At 57.8% G+C, this 15,273-nt stretch carries 13 protein-coding genes; all 13 read left to right on the top strand.

Annotated elements, in window-relative coordinates:
* Positions 1 to 76: 76 nt before the first annotated feature.
* The gene (locus tag PMI21_RS18640; RefSeq protein ID WP_007936714.1) at positions 77 to 1,372 is read left to right on the top strand and encodes a glycosyltransferase; all 1,296 of its coding nucleotides are present in this window, start codon (positions 77 to 79) and stop codon (positions 1,370 to 1,372) included.
* A gap of 148 nt (positions 1,373 to 1,520) precedes the next feature.
* On the top strand, positions 1,521 to 2,387 hold the full coding sequence (locus PMI21_RS18635) for a hypothetical protein (protein ID WP_007936715.1): 867 nt from the start codon (positions 1,521 to 1,523) through the stop codon (positions 2,385 to 2,387).
* A 189-nt stretch (positions 2,388 to 2,576) separates the two neighbouring features.
* A complete protein-coding gene (locus tag PMI21_RS18630) occupies positions 2,577 to 3,464 on the top strand; it encodes a hypothetical protein (RefSeq protein WP_007936716.1) in 888 nt (295 codons plus the stop codon).
* A gap of 82 nt (positions 3,465 to 3,546) precedes the next feature.
* Complete coding sequence (locus PMI21_RS18625) at positions 3,547 to 4,452, top strand: AraC family transcriptional regulator (RefSeq protein WP_007936717.1); 906 nt, start codon at positions 3,547 to 3,549, stop codon at positions 4,450 to 4,452.
* Between the two features lie 228 nt (positions 4,453 to 4,680).
* Positions 4,681 to 5,991, top strand: a complete 1,311-nt coding sequence (locus PMI21_RS18620; protein ID WP_007936727.1) for an ABC transporter substrate-binding protein — start codon at positions 4,681 to 4,683, stop codon at positions 5,989 to 5,991.
* Between the two features lie 92 nt (positions 5,992 to 6,083).
* On the top strand, positions 6,084 to 7,013 hold the full coding sequence (locus tag PMI21_RS18615) for a carbohydrate ABC transporter permease (RefSeq protein ID WP_007936730.1): 930 nt from the start codon (positions 6,084 to 6,086) through the stop codon (positions 7,011 to 7,013).
* 10 nt (positions 7,014 to 7,023) lie between these two features.
* Positions 7,024 to 7,854 carry a carbohydrate ABC transporter permease gene (locus tag PMI21_RS18610; protein WP_007936731.1) on the top strand — a complete coding sequence of 277 codons (831 nt, stop codon included), beginning with the start codon at positions 7,024 to 7,026 and terminating at the stop codon, positions 7,852 to 7,854.
* A gap of 32 nt (positions 7,855 to 7,886) precedes the next feature.
* Positions 7,887 to 8,990 (top strand): ABC transporter ATP-binding protein, encoded by a 1,104-nt coding sequence (locus tag PMI21_RS18605; RefSeq protein ID WP_007936732.1) that lies wholly within the window; start codon positions 7,887 to 7,889, stop codon positions 8,988 to 8,990.
* A gap of 16 nt (positions 8,991 to 9,006) precedes the next feature.
* Complete coding sequence (locus PMI21_RS18600; RefSeq protein ID WP_007936733.1) at positions 9,007 to 10,479, top strand: mannitol dehydrogenase family protein; 1,473 nt, start codon at positions 9,007 to 9,009, stop codon at positions 10,477 to 10,479.
* A 65-nt stretch (positions 10,480 to 10,544) separates the two neighbouring features.
* A complete protein-coding gene (gene xylB / locus PMI21_RS18595) occupies positions 10,545 to 12,041 on the top strand; it encodes a xylulokinase (protein ID WP_007936734.1) in 1,497 nt (498 codons plus the stop codon).
* A gap of 13 nt (positions 12,042 to 12,054) precedes the next feature.
* Positions 12,055 to 12,993 carry a carbohydrate kinase family protein gene (locus PMI21_RS18590; RefSeq protein WP_007936735.1) on the top strand — a complete coding sequence of 313 codons (939 nt, stop codon included), beginning with the start codon at positions 12,055 to 12,057 and terminating at the stop codon, positions 12,991 to 12,993.
* A 397-nt stretch (positions 12,994 to 13,390) separates the two neighbouring features.
* Positions 13,391 to 14,122, top strand: coding sequence for a hypothetical protein (locus tag PMI21_RS18585; protein ID WP_007936736.1), 732 nt, complete (start codon positions 13,391 to 13,393; stop codon positions 14,120 to 14,122).
* 226 nt (positions 14,123 to 14,348) lie between these two features.
* Positions 14,349 to 15,273 (top strand): type VI secretion system tip protein TssI/VgrG (tssI, locus tag PMI21_RS18580; RefSeq protein WP_007936738.1); only part of this gene is annotated, 925 nt, incomplete at its 3' end.

Here is a 15,273-nt window from a genome sequence, read left to right on the forward strand (position 1 = left end):
CGCTCGGAATCGACCGTGTTGTGGTTTAATTGCGCCCTCTCGATTTCTGCCCGATTACCTGTCCGAAGGAACACCAATGACCCAGCCCCACGCAACCAAAGTCCTGGTCATTGGATACGTCTGGCCCGAGCCTCGCTCTTCAGCGGCCAGTGGGCATGTGATGCAAATCCTCGAGACGCTCTTGCAGCAGGGTTGGGACATCACGTTCAGCAGCCCGGCCGGCACCGGAGAACATCGGGCTGACCTGACGGCGCTGGGCATTCGCGAAGTGCCGATCGAATTGAACAACAGCAGTTTCGACGACTTCGTCCGCGAACTGGCTCCGGATATTGTGCTGTTCGATCAGTTCATGATGGAGGAACAGTTCGGCTGGCGGGTAGAGAAGCACTGTTCTGACGCGTTGCGGGTGCTTGAAACGTCGGATTTGCAAAGCTTGCGGCACGCTCGGCATCAGCGCCTCAAGGACCGCTTGAAGGCCAGTGACGACAACAATGATTTCAACGAACTGTTCGCGCCAGCGTTGCGCGAAGAGTTCGAATTGATGGCTGATACCGATCTGGCGAAACGTGAAATTGCCGCGCTGTATCGTTGCGACTTGAACCTGATGATCTCTGAAGTGGAAATCGAGTTACTGGTCGAACAGTTCAACATGCCGCGCAACTTGCTGCACTGGTGTCCGCTGATGGTCGAATCGCCCAGCGTGCCGCCGGCCACCTTTGAAGATCGGGCGCACTTTCTCAGCATCGGCAATTTTCGACATGCACCTAACTGGGATGCGGTGCTCTGGATGAAAACGACGATCTGGCCGTTGATCCGCGAACAACTGCCCAATGCCCAGTTGCACATCTATGGTGCCTACACGCCACCTAAAGCCACGGCCCTGCACAATGCGGCCCAAGGTTTTCATGTCATGAACTGGGCAGAAGATGCATTGCAAGTCATGTCGGCGGCACGGGTTTGCCTGGCACCTTTGCGTTTCGGTGCGGGCATCAAAGGCAAAATTGTCGATGCCATGCTCTGTGGAACGCCTAACGTCACCACACCGATAGGTGCCGAAGCCATGTACGGCGAACACTCGTGGCCGGGCGCCATCGCCCACACAGCACAAGAGTTCGCCAATAACGCGGTTCAGCTCTACAAGGATGAATCATGCTGGAAAGACGCCCAATCTTTCGGACAGACACTCCTGAACGATCGTTATCAACGATCGATACATGGCCCGGCACTGATAGAAAAATTACTGTATTGCCAGCAGCACTTGCCGCAACTTAGAAGGGATAATTTTACCGGCAGCATGTTACGCCACCACCACAACAAAAGTACGCAATATATGGCGCAATGGATTGAAGCGAAAAACCGAAACCCACTTTAAGTGCCCACCCCAATATTAAACATTCTGCATTATCAGTATTATTGACCACGCCTGATACCCGCTTTATAAATACCCCACCAAACATACGCCTCGCTCATTAAGCGAGACACAACAAACCTGCTTATCAAACAATGCAAGGATGCATTAAATGGACAACTTTGTTCAGAATAACGTTGCACTTAATAACTGGATGACCGGCACGCTGGCGATTGATACATTGTCGCTCTGTGAATTGACACTGCCGGGTACCCATAACGCCGGGAGCGACTGGCACGCGTCTTGGCCGGTGATTCCTGGGGCCCATTGGCTGGCCTGTCAGCACCAATCATTTTACTCCCAGCTGTGCCACGGCTCCCGAGCGTTGGATGTCCGATTAATGTTCGACGCCGATGCGCCGGGGCTTGGAAAGTTCCGAATGCATCACAACGGTTACCGCAATGCTCGCACTTTGGGGAACCTGATCGATGACGTGAGAAAATTTCTACGTGAAAACCCCGATGAATTCATTATCCTGGACTTTCACGAACTGAAAGGGGATACGTTTGATTTTACTTATTTCAACAACATGATGATCCATCTTCTTGGTGACCGCATCATCCCCACTCAAAACCGGTCTCTGAGCCTCCGTCAACTCAAACAAATCAGTTCTGAACAAAGGGTTCTGGTCGCAGCTCCCTGGAACAGAGCACTTGATCGAAACGTGTTCCTTGAGCAAATTCAACACAAATGGTCTGGCAGCGGTATCACCAGCGCTGCCGACTTGCAGAAGCACATTACTAATGTGCTGACAAACCCGCCTGGAACATGGGCGCCGTGGTCGCTATCCGCCACCAGTTATACCGCCCTCGGTGGCCCCGAAGATATTCATGAAGAGCTTGATTCGTGGTTTGACCCGGAAAAAGTCGATTGGACGCAAAAGTGCAACATCATCAACGTCGACTTCATTGAAGAGACGCAAATTGTTTCATATTGCCGAGTCGCGAACCTGAATAAAGCCGCCGAGCGAGCCCCTTAATCACCGTGCCATTAAATGGCTATTTTTGTGCAAGTATTTCCCTGACTGGCAATACTATCGCGTACTTCTATGCTGGGTCATGAAAGCCTGTCTATGCAGGCGAGCCATTCGGATGTAGCACTCAGCCACATCTGACACATTAACTTCGTCGTCCCCAGGGAGGGGGCGAGTCAACGACAAGGAACTGTCATGACCCATAACACAGCTGTCACGTTAGACAAACAAAAGTGGATGAGTAATGTCCTCGACATCGATCGTATAAAACTGACCGATGTCGTCTGGCCCGGCGCCCATAACGCCGGCATGGATAAACAGGCGCCTAATTATGAAGTGGTCATCGGTAACTGGACGACGTGTCAAAACGGTTCATTTGCCTGGCAACTGTCCAATGGTGCACGGGCCTTTGATATCCGCTTGGGCTACACCGAGGGTACTGACCAGTCGATCTTCTATTTTCATCACAACGGGCACCAGTCTCATCGCGTCCTCGATGAACTGGTCACAGCCGTATTAGCGTTCCTTGAGCGTAATCCGGATGAATTCATTGTGCTGGATTTCCACCAGCTCGCCGACGGGGCCAAGCCCTTTGATTATCAAAAACTCAATGACTTTCTGGTCAGTCGACTCGGACAGTGGGTAATACCGCCTGACAACGCCACAAAAACGATCGGCGAGCTCAAGCAAATCAGTACGCGCTGCAGGGTGGTGCTGGCGGCGCCTCTACGGCGGGAACTGGATGAGGATTACTTCTGGCCGCGCATCACACACAAGTGGAGCAGCAGGCGATTTATCGACACCGAAGATCTGAAAACCTATATTTCCAGCACGCTCAAAGACGCGCCTTACGGAGCATTTCTATGGTCGCTATCGGCCACCAGCTATGCGTTTCTCGGGGGCCCTCAAGACATCAAAAACCAGATCAATGACTGGTTCAATCCCACCCGGGACTGGGTGACACGCTGTAGCATCATCAATACCGATTTTTTTGATGAGTCAGAGATCGTTCGATATTGCTGGACGGCCACCAGCATGAAAGCGGTCTACGGCCATGCTTTGCATGTTCGGGAACCGGCTTAATCGCCCGGAGCGTCGCAAGCTGGCATTAAAGGCCCGGAAAGAGGCATGATCAGGGTGCAATGACAATAAAAAGTGCCCTGACATGACCCGAACCGCCAGAGTCACCGATCCTTCCTATGAACTGATGGACGACCACAACGGGTTGTCCATCATCTATCGCCAGCACGGATTCCCCTGCCCTCTGGTGCGCTGGCATTTTCACAAGGAATACGAACTGCACCTGATCGTCGCCAGCTCCGGCAAGGTGTTCATCGGTGACTACATCGGCAACTTCTACCCGGAAACCCTGTTCCTGACCGGCCCCAACCTGCCCCACAACTGGATCAGCCAGGTGGCCGAAGACGAAGTGGTGCCCAAGCGCGACATGCTGGTCAATTTCACTGACGAGCTATTCGAAAGCGGCCATCAGGTGTTCGCCGAACTCAAGACGCTTGCGCCCTTGCTGGAGCGCGCGCAGTACGGCATCGAGTTTCGCTGCAAACGCACCATCCGCCAGGCCATGACCTTGATGCAGCGCATCGCCGACACCCAGGGCATGACCCGGCTCGGGCATTTTTTCATTCTGCTGGAGCTGCTGGCGACGTCCGATGACTATCAGTTGCTGTCGGGGGCCACAACGCCGCAATTGGCCGACGAACACAATATTGACCGCACCAACCGCGCGGTGGATTACATCTTTGCCCATTACGCCCGGGACTTGCCGCTGGAAGAAGTCGCCGAGCACTTGGGTCTGACGCCGACCTACTTCAGTCGGGTATTCAAGCAGGCCACCGGGCGCTGTTTCATTGAGTTCGTCAATCGCCTGCGCATCAGCAAATCCTGCGAGTTGCTGGCCGACGGCGACAAACCGGTGACCGATGTGTGTTTCGAGTCGGGTTTCAACAATATTTCCAACTTCAACCGGCGTTTTCAACAGCTCAAGGGCATGACGCCTTCACACTACCGTCGGTTGGTGGTTCAGCGGTTGACCGAGCAAAACCACAGCTGAGACCGCAAAAACCTGTACTCAATTCAACCTTCGTAACGGCTGGATAGCCGTGCCTTGCGCCTCCCCATCAAAACACCAGTGCAAAAAAGTATCGGTTTGAGTGCTAGGGATGATTTGTCAGCCCTGCGTTTGAAGGCTGTAATCAGCGCACATTCTTCCTCCGCAGGAAGACACAAAAACAATAACTGTCCTTCTGTAACCCCGCCGGGTGCAGAAAAGGAGTGCATGATGCAACCTTCGGTAAAAGCTCTGCTTGCCCTCACCTGCATGACCCTCAGCAGCGTCAGCCTCGGCGCCCAGACCCTGACCATCGCCACCGTCAACAACAGCGACATGATCCGCATGCAAAAGCTCTCGAAAACCTTCGAGGCCGAGCATCCGGACATCAAGTTAAATTGGGTGGTGCTCGAAGAAAACGTCCTGCGCCAGCGCCTGACCACCGACATCGCCACCCAGGGCGGGCAGTTCGATGTGCTGACCATCGGCATGTACGAAGCCGCACTCTGGGGTGCCAAGGGTTGGCTGGAACCGATGAAGGACTTGCCGGCCAGCTACGCCCTCGACGACGTTTTCCCTTCGGTGCGTGAAGGCCTGTCGGTCAAGGGCTCGCTCTATGCCCTGCCGTTCTACGCTGAAAGCTCCATCACCTATTACCGCACCGACCTGTTCAAGGACGCCGGGCTGACCATGCCGGAACGCCCGACCTGGACCCAGATCGGCGAATTCGCCAGCAAACTTACCAACAAGGATAAGGAACAGTACGGCATCTGCCTGCGCGGAAAGGCCGGCTGGGGCGAGAATATGGCGCTGATCAGCACCCTCGCCAACGCCTATGGTGCGCGCTGGTTTGATGAGAAATGGCAGCCGGAATTCACTGGCCCCGAGTGGAAAAATGCGCTGAATTTCTACGTCGACGCCATGAAGAAATCCGGCCCGCCGGGCGCCTCAAGCAACGGCTTCAACGAAAACCTGGCGCTGTTCAACAGCGGCAAGTGTGCGATCTGGGTCGATGCCAGTGTTGCGGGTTCTTTCGTGACCGACAAAACCCAAAGCAAAGTCAGCGATCACGTCGGCTTCACCTACGCGCCACACGAAACCACGGACAAAGGCTCGGCCTGGTTGTATTCCTGGGCGCTGGCGATTCCGACCAGTTCCAAAGCCAAGGACGCGGCGAAAACCTTCAGCGCCTGGGCCACGTCCAGGGAGTACGGTGCCCTGGTCGCGGAAAAAGACGGCATCGCCAACGTGCCGCCAGGCACGCGCGCCTCGACCTACACCGAGGCCTACATGAATGCCGCGCCATTCGCCAAGGTAACGCTGGAATCGCTGAAAGCCGCAGACCCGAGCAATCCGAGCGCCAAACCGGTGCCCTACGTCGGCATCCAGTTGGTGACCATTCCAGAGTTCCAGGCCGTGGGCACCCAGGTCGGCAAGCTGTTCTCGGCCGCGCTGATCGGCCAGACCACGGTCGACCAGGCCCTGACCGCCGCCCAGTCAACCACCGAACGAGAGATGAAGCGCGCCGGTTATCCCAAGTAACCAACGCACCCTGCTCTCGCCTTCTGTGGGAGCGAACCTGCTCGCTCCCACATTAGATCTTCATAGGTCTGCATGAATCGGTTCTGATCACCATGAATACTTCAACCACTGTCAAAGCTCATATGGACATCCCGCAACCGGTGCGTAAAAGCCGGTTGACCAACCCCGGCTGGTTTCTGGTCAGCCCCTCGGTGGCATTGCTGCTGCTGTGGATGATCGTGCCGCTGGGCATGACCGTTTATTTTTCGATGATCCGCTACAACCTGCTCTACCCCGGCGAAAACGAATTCGTGGGGCTGGAGAACTTCAGCTACTTCCTGAGCGATTCGGGTTTCCTGCCCGGCGCCACCAACACCCTGTTGCTGGTGGGCAGCGTGTTGCTGATCAGCGTGGTGTTCGGCGTGTTGATCAGCGCGTTGCTGGAGGCCAGTGAGTTTCTCGGTCGCGGCATCGTGCGGGTGATGTTGATCTCGCCGTTCTTCATCATGCCCACCGTCGGTTCGCTGATCTGGAAGAACCTGATCTTTCACCCAGTCTCAGGGATTCTTGCCTACATCTGGAAGCTGTTCGGCGCGCAGCCGGTGGACTGGCTGGCGCACTACCCGCTGCTGTCGATCATCATCATTGTGTCCTGGCAATGGCTGCCCTTCGCGATCCTGATCCTGATGACCGCCATGCAGTCCCTCGACCAGGAACAGAAAGAAGCCGCACGCCTGGACGGTGCTGGCCCGATCGCCATCTTCTGGCACCTGACCTTGCCGCACCTGGCCCGGCCGATTGCGGTGGTGGTGATGATCGAAACCATCTTCCTGCTGTCGGTGTTCGCCGAAATCTTCACCACCACCAACGGCGGCCCCGGCTACGCCTCGACCAACCTCGCCTACCTGATCTACAACCAGGCGCTGGTGCAGTTCGACGTCGGCATGGCCTCCGCCGGCGGTTTGATCGCGGTGGTGATTGCCAACATCGCGGCCATCGTGCTGGTGCGCATGATCGGCAAAAACCTGACAGACAAAGCCTGAGGCCTGCGCCATGACTCTTCAACAATCCCGTCGTCTGCAAAGCCTGCTGCTCGGCACCCTGGCCTGGGCCATCGCGATCCTGATTTTCTTTCCGATCTTCTGGATGGTGCTAACCAGTTTCAAGACCGAAATCGACGCGTTCGCCACACCGCCGCAGTTCATCTTCACGCCGACGCTGGAGAACTACCTGCACATCAACGAGCGTAGCGATTACTTCAGCTTCGCCTGGAACTCGGTGGTGATTTCCTTCAGCGCCACGGCGTTGTGCCTGCTGATTGCGGTGCCGGCGGCCTACTCTATGGCGTTCTACGAAACCCAGCGCACCAAAGGCACGTTGCTGTGGATGCTCTCCACCAAGATGCTGCCGCCGGTGGGCGTGCTGATGCCGATCTACCTGCTGGCCAAGAGCTTCGGCCTGCTGGATACGCGGATCGCGCTGATCGTGATCTACACGCTGATCAACCTGCCGATCGTGGTCTGGATGATTTACACCTACTTCAAAGACATCCCCAAGGACATCCTCGAAGCAGCACGTCTGGATGGCGCCACGTTGTGGCAGGAAATGGTCCGGGTGCTGTTGCCGATCGCCAAGGGCGGCCTGGCTTCCACGGTGTTGCTGTCGCTGATCCTGTGCTGGAACGAGGCGTTCTGGTCGCTGAACCTGACCTCGTCCAAAGCCGCGCCACTGACCGCCTTGATCGCCTCGTACTCAAGCCCTGAAGGTCTGTTCTGGGCCAAGTTGTCGGCGGTGTCGACCCTGGCCTGTGCGCCGATCCTGATTTTCGGCTGGATCAGCCAGAAACAATTGGTCCGCGGCCTGTCGTTTGGCGCCGTGAAATAGCCCTCAAAGAATAAGCACAAAGGAGCGCCATCATGGCCAACCTGAAAATAAAAAATCTGCAAAAAGGCTTCGAAGGTTTTTCCATCATCAAAGGCATCGACCTGGAAGTGAACGACAAGGAGTTCGTGGTGTTCGTCGGCCCGTCGGGTTGCGGCAAGTCCACCCTGCTGCGGTTGATCGCCGGCCTTGAAGAAGTCAGCGGCGGCACCATCGAACTCGATGGACGCGACATCACCGAAGTCAGCCCGGCCAAGCGCGACCTGGCGATGGTGTTCCAGACCTACGCCCTGTACCCGCACATGAGTGTGCGTAAAAACATGTCGTTCGCCCTCGACCTGGCCGGTGTAGCGAAAGCTGAAGTCGAGAAGAAAGTCGGCGAAGCAGCGCGCATTCTGGAACTCGGGCCGATGCTCGAACGTAAACCGAAACAGCTGTCCGGCGGTCAGCGTCAGCGCGTGGCGATCGGCCGGGCCATCGTGCGTAACCCGAAAATTTTCCTGTTCGACGAACCGCTGTCCAACCTCGACGCCGCCCTGCGGGTGCAGATGCGCCTGGAACTGTTGCGCCTGCACAAAGAACTGCAAGCCACCATGATCTACGTGACCCACGATCAGGTCGAAGCCATGACCATGGCCGACAAAGTCGTCGTGCTCAATGGCGGCAAGATCGAGCAGGTCGGTTCACCACTGGACCTGTATCACCAGCCGGCCAACCTGTTTGTCGCAGGCTTCCTTGGCACACCGAAAATGGGCTTCCTCAAAGGTAAAGTCACCCGTGTTGAAAGCCGGGGCTGCGAAGTGCTGCTGGACGCCGGCACCCGCATCAGCCTGCCGCTGAGCGGAGCGAACCTGAGCGTCGGCGGCACGGTGACGCTGGGCATTCGCCCGGAACATCTGGAGCTGGCGCAACCCGGCGATTGCACGCTGCAAGTCACCGCCGATGTCAGCGAACGTTTGGGCAGCGACACCTTCTGCCACGTCCTGACCTCGTCCGGCGAAGCGCTGACCATGCGCGTTCGCGGCGATCTGGCGAGCCGTTATGGCGAAACCCTGAGCCTGCACCTGGACGCCGAACACTGCCATTTATTCGATGCCGACGGCGTGGCGCTAACCCGTCCACTGCGCGCCGCAGCCTGATTTCAGAGAGCATGCGATGAAACTGAATAAGTCCAACCTCAACCGCCTCGCCCCCGAGGTGGCCCTGCCCGCCTACACCCTGAGCGACACCCGCCAGGGCATCGCGCACATTGGCGTCGGCGGTTTCCACCGCGCGCATCAGGCGTACTACACCGACGCCTTGATGAACACCGGCGAAGCGCTGGACTGGGCCATCTGCGGGGTTGGCCTGCGCGCCGAAGACCGTCGCGCCCGTGACGATCTGCAAGAGCAGGATTACCTGTTCACCCTGTTTGAACTCGGCGATACCGACGACACCGAAGTGCGAGTCATCGGCGCCATCCGCGACATGCTGCTGGCCGAAGACAGCGCCGAGGCGCTGATCGATAAACTGGCCAGCCCCGAAATCCGCATCGTCTCGCTGACCATCACCGAGGGCGGCTACTGCATCGATGACAGCAACGGCGAGTTCATGGCACACCTGCCGCAGATCCAGCACGACCTGGCCAACCCGAACGCGCCGAAAACCGTGTTCGGCTTCCTTTGCGCCGCGCTGGCCAAACGGCGTGCAGCCGGCACGCCTGCGTTTACGCTGATGTCCTGCGATAACCTGCCACACAACGGCGCGGTGACCCGTAAAGCCTTGCTCGCATTCGCCGCCCTGCGCGATGCCGACCTGCGCGACTGGATCGAGCGCAACGTCAGCTTCCCCAACGCCATGGTCGACCGCATCACACCGATGACCAGCACCGAGCATCGTCTGCAACTGCACGACAAACACAGCATCGACGACGCCTGGCCAGTGGTCTGCGAACCGTTTGTGCAGTGGGTGCTGGAAGACAAATTCGTCAACGGTCGCCCGGCCTGGGAAAAGGTCGGCGTGCAGTTCACCGACGACGTCACGCCTTACGAAGAGATGAAGATCAAACTGCTCAACGGCAGCCACCTGGCCCTGACTTATCTGGGTTTTTTGAAGGGTTACCGCTTCGTTCACGAAACCATGAACGACCCCCTGTTCGTGCGCTACATGCGTGCCTACATGGACCTGGACGTGACGCCGCAACTGGCGCCGGTGCCAGGCATCGATTTGACCGAATACAAAAACACCCTGGTCGCGCGCTTCTCCAATCAGGCGATTGCCGATCAGCTGGAGCGGGTGTGTTCGGACGGTTCGTCGAAGTTTCCGAAATTCACCGTGCCGACCCTCAACCGCTTGATCGCCGATGGCCGCGAGACCAAGCGCGCGGCGCTGGTGGTGGCGGCGTGGGCGCTGTACCTCAAAGGCGTGGATGAGAATGGCCACACCTATTCGATTCCCGATCCGCGGGCGGCGTTCTGTCAGGCGCTGGTGGCCGATGATGCGTTGATCACCCAGCGGCTGCTGGAGGTTGAAGAGATTTTCGGCACGGCGATCCCGCGTTCGCCAGAGTTTGTCGCGGCGTTCGAGTGGTGCTGCAACAGCTTGCGGGAAGTTGGCGTGACGCAGACGCTGGAGCGGGTTTTGGCGTAAGTTCGGTGGCGAATTCTGATCGTTCCCACGCTCTGCGTGGGAACGATCTTCGGTAGGGAGTTTCCATGGCAAACCAACAACTATTCCTGGGCATAGACTGCGGCACCCAAGGCACCAAAGCCGTGATCCTCGACGCGCGCAGCGGTCAGGTCCTCGGTCAGGGCGCCGCTGTCCACAGCCTCATCAGCGGTGCCAACGGGCGTCGCGAGCAAGACACCGCCCAGTGGCTGGAAGCCTTTACCCAGGCCACCCGCCGCGCACTGCTCGCCGCAGATGTCGACGGTCAGGCCATTCTCGGCATCGGCGTTTCCGGCCAGCAACATGGTCTGGTGCTGCTCGACGATCACGGCCAGGTACTGCGCCCGGCCAAGCTCTGGTGCGATACCGAATCCACCCCGGAGAATGATCGCCTGCTGACTCATCTGGGCGGCGAAAAGGCTTCACTGGAACGCCTCGGCGTGGTCATCGCGCCGGGCTACACCGTGTCCAAACTGCTCTGGACCAAAGAACAACATCCGGAGATTTTCGCCCGGATCGCCCGCATCCTGCTGCCCCATGACTACCTCAACTATTGGCTCACCGGCCGCAGTTGCAGCGAGTACGGCGATGCGTCGGGCACCGGCTATTTCAACGTACGAACCCGTCAGTGGGACTTGCAACTGCTGCGCGACATCGACCCCAGCGGGCGCCTGCAAGCCGCGCTCCCGGAGCTGATCGATGCCCACCAGCCGGTCGGCACGATCCTGCCAGGCATCGCCGAACATCTGGGCATCAACCCCAAGGCACTGGTCTCCAGCGGCGGCGGCGACAACATGATGGGCGCGATCGGCACCGGCAACATCAAGCCCGGCGCAATCACCATGAGCCTCGGTTCTTCGGGAACGGTCTACGCCTATGCCGAGCAAGCGCACGTCAGCCCGGACGCCTCGGTGGCAACGTTCTGCTCCTCCAGCGGCGGCTGGCTGCCGCTGATCTGCACGATGAACCTGACCAATGCCACCGGCGCGATTCGCGAATTATTCGAACTGGATATCGAGCAGTTCAACGCCTTGGTCGAACAAGCGCCGATTGGTGCCGAAGGCGTGTGCATGCTGCCGTTCCTCAATGGCGAACGCGTTCCCGCCCTGCCCCATGCCAGCGGCAGCCTGCTGGGGTTGACCATGACCAACCTGACCCGGGCCAATCTGTGCCGCGCCGTGGTGGAAGGCACCACCTTCGGTTTGCGTTACGGGCTGGACCTGCTGCGCCACAATGGCTTACAAAGCCGCAGCATCTGCCTGACCGGCGGCGGCTCCAAAAGCCCGGTGTGGCGGCAGATCGTCGCCGACATCATGAATACGCCAGTGATTTGTACCGAACACAGCGAGGCAGCGGCCCTTGGCGCAGCGATTCAGGCGGCGTGGTGCAAGTCCTGGGCAAACGGCCACGAAGACAGCCTGGCGGACTTGTGCGAGCGCTGCGTGAAGCTCGACCTGGCCAGTGAAACCTTGCCGATTGCAGAAAATGTACAGGCCTGTCAGCAGGCCTACGAACGCTATCAACAGCATGTCGCAACCCTTTAAAGAGCGAGCAACTATGTATCTGGTGTGTGGTGAAGCGCTGTTCGATTTCTTTAGCGAAGACGATGCCAGCGGCCTGGCGTCCAAAGTGAATTTCAAGGCAATTGCCGGCGGCTCGCCGTTCAATGTGGCGGTGGGTTTGCGCCGTTTGGGCGTGGATGCCGCGCTGTTTGCCGGGCTGTCGACCGATTACCTTGGCCGACGGTTGCAGCAAGTGCTGCAGGATGAAGGCGTGCGCCCGGATTACCTGGTGGACTTTGCCGCGCCCACCACGCTGGCGATGGTGGCGGTCGGTGCCAATGGCTCGCCCCACTACAGCTTTCGTGGCGAAGGCTGCGCTGACCGGCAATTGAAACTGGAGCACCTGCCAGAACTGGGGCCTGAAGTGCGCGGCCTGCATATCGGCTCGTTCTCGCTGGTGGTGCAACCGATTGCCGATACCTTGCTGGCGCTGGTGCAGCGCGAAAGCGGCAAACGCCTGATCAGCCTCGACCCGAACGTGCGCCTGAACCCCGAGCCGAACATCGAGTTGTGGCGTTCACGGATCGCCACCCTGGTGGAGCTTGCCGACCTGATCAAGGTCAGCGACGAAGATTTGAGCCTGTTGTACCCCGAGCAGGATCCGCAGCGCGTGATCGAAGGCTGGCTGGAGCATCGCTGTCAGCTGGTGTTCCTGACCCGTGGCGGTCAGGGGGCGACGGTGTTCAGCCGGGCTCATGGCACATGGTCGGTGCCAGCTTGTTCGGTGAAGATTGCCGACACTGTCGGGGCTGGCGATACCTTCCAGGCAGCGCTGATTACCTGGCTGACCGAGCAGCGGATGGATTCGGTTGAGGGTGTGCAGCGGCTGAGCCGTGAGCAGATTGACGCGATGCTCAGGTTTGCGGTGAGCGCCGCGGCGTTGACCTGCAGCAAGACCGGGCCGGATTTGCCGTATCGGCGGCAGTTGGGCTGAAATTCCCCCCCATGCCTCCACTACTAGCGCAGGTCCTGATTTCGGGGCCTGCCGGTGGATTTTAATAAAAAGACAGTCCGCCTATTTTTCTTCATTGAGAGTTATATCTTTTCGCCTATTATATTTTTTAGATATATTCTTATTGCAATTTAAAAAATATTAAACCAGATAAAAGATAGGCGGCCATTGACAGCTTTATATTTTTATTCGCGAAGCAAACTTATAGCGCCTTACACTTGCAACTATTCCAAAAAATAATGACTCGCAACCGACTATAACCAGGCAGTTACTTGACCGTTACATACCTTCAACTAGTCTCTTTTCCACGCACGGCGCAGGTAAGGATAACTGCTGTGCGCAATCCTTATACCACCACAACAGGAAAAGGAACTCCAACATGGAAAGTGTCGCTATCTCAGCTGCCCAAATTAACTGGAACGGCGGACAACGCATTACGCTCACCGCAGGTGATACAGCCACCTGTACTGCGCTTAGCCCAGGCCAGCTTTATGGGATCTTTATCTACAACTCCGCTCAAAATGACAACAACTCGACTGTCAGCGTGAACTGGAGCAATAGCCAGCCGCCCGTGCCGATCACGGTGCCTGGCACCACGGCCAATGCAGGCCTGGCATCGTTGGGTTTTGTCTCGGGCACCGATACTCAAACCGTTTCGGTCTCACTGTCCAGCAACAGCGGTAAATCACAGGTCGAAATCTGGCTGGGAAGTGTCAGCATGCCGACCAATACATCGGGGCTCAGCAATTATCCGCTGCCAGCCGATGGTGAACAGCATCCGTTCAACAAGTACTCCCGTTACTATGCGGTGCCTCCATCGAAATGGATGAACCTGACGATCACCAGCACCATTACACAGTTCCTCTCCTGCCAGTTCCGTGAGGCGCAAGCGACCGTATTCGTCGTCAATGAGACTTCGAATGGCCTGCTCTCCGGCCAAGTCACCACGATTGGGCCTACTGCAAGTGAGGTTGGGGCCGTCAAGATCTCTTACTCGCAGATTCAGAACATCTCCAATAATCTGCAAGGTGACGGTACACAGTGGGTCTGGATGGATGCTGACAGCCAGCAAGACTCTCAGAGCGCAACCATTTCGTTGCAATCGCTTTGAATTGACTGACTGAGTAATAAATGAAGGCCCCATTCGTGGGGCCTTCTTTTTATCTGGCATAACGGCCAATTGCCTCGAGCAATGCCTGTACTCATTAGGAAAAACAGCGGTTATAGGGGAAAACCCGATACCCGTCACTCCCGGACCTACGGCATTCCAACCTTGAACGTGGCCATTTAATCCTGCACCATCCGCCTCTGCTTTTTCAAAGGACGGAATTCAAGGCATGCTGGACGCAAACGCAATCCATATTTCTCTCACCCTCGAAGGCGTTTCCGTCGACCTTCAGGTGCTCAGCTTCGTCGGCCGCGAGGCCCTCAACCAGCCGTTCTGTTTCGACATCGAACTGGTCAGCACCCGCCCCGACCTGAAACTCGAAGAGCTGCTGCACAAGCCCGGCTGCCTGACCTTCGGCGCCACCGGCCAGGGAAAAATCCATGGCCTGGTGTACCGCATCGAGCAAGGCGATTCCGGCAAGAGCCTGACCCGCTACAGCATCAGCCTGGTGCCGCAACTGGCCTACCTGCGGCACAACCACGACCAGCAGATTTTCCAGCAGCTCAGCGTGCCGAAGATCATCGCCCAGGTCCTCGAAGCCCGGGGCATTCTGGCCGACGCCTACAGCTTCCAGCTCGGCGCCATCTACCCGGAGCGCGTGTACTGCGTGCAGTACGACGAATCCGACCTGCATTTCATCCAGCGCCTGTGCGAAGAGGAAGGCATCCACTTTCACTTCCAGCACTCGACCAGCGGCCACAAGCTGGTGTTCGGCGATGACCAGACGGTGTTCCGCAAACTCGCGCCGGTGAGCTACCAGCAGGATTCCGGCATGGCCGCCGAAAAGCCGGTGATCAAGCGCTTCAACCTGCGCCTGGAAACCCGCACCACCCGCGTCAGCCGCCGCGACTACGACTTCGAAAAACCCCGTCTGCTGCCGGAAAGCGCGGCCAAGAGCACGTTCGCCCCGGACCTCGAAGACTACGACTACCCCGGCCGTTTCACTGACCGCGCGCGCGGCAAGCAACTGGCGACCCGCGCCCTCGAACGTCATCGCAGCGACTATCAACTCGCCGAAGGTAAAGGCGACGAACCGACCCTGGTCAGCGGTCACTTCCTGGCCCTCAGCGAACACCCGCGCGCCGAGTGGAACG

Origin of the sequence: Pseudomonas sp. GM18 (assembly GCF_000282195.1) — a bacterium.
Taxonomy (GTDB): domain Bacteria; phylum Pseudomonadota; class Gammaproteobacteria; order Pseudomonadales; family Pseudomonadaceae; genus Aquipseudomonas.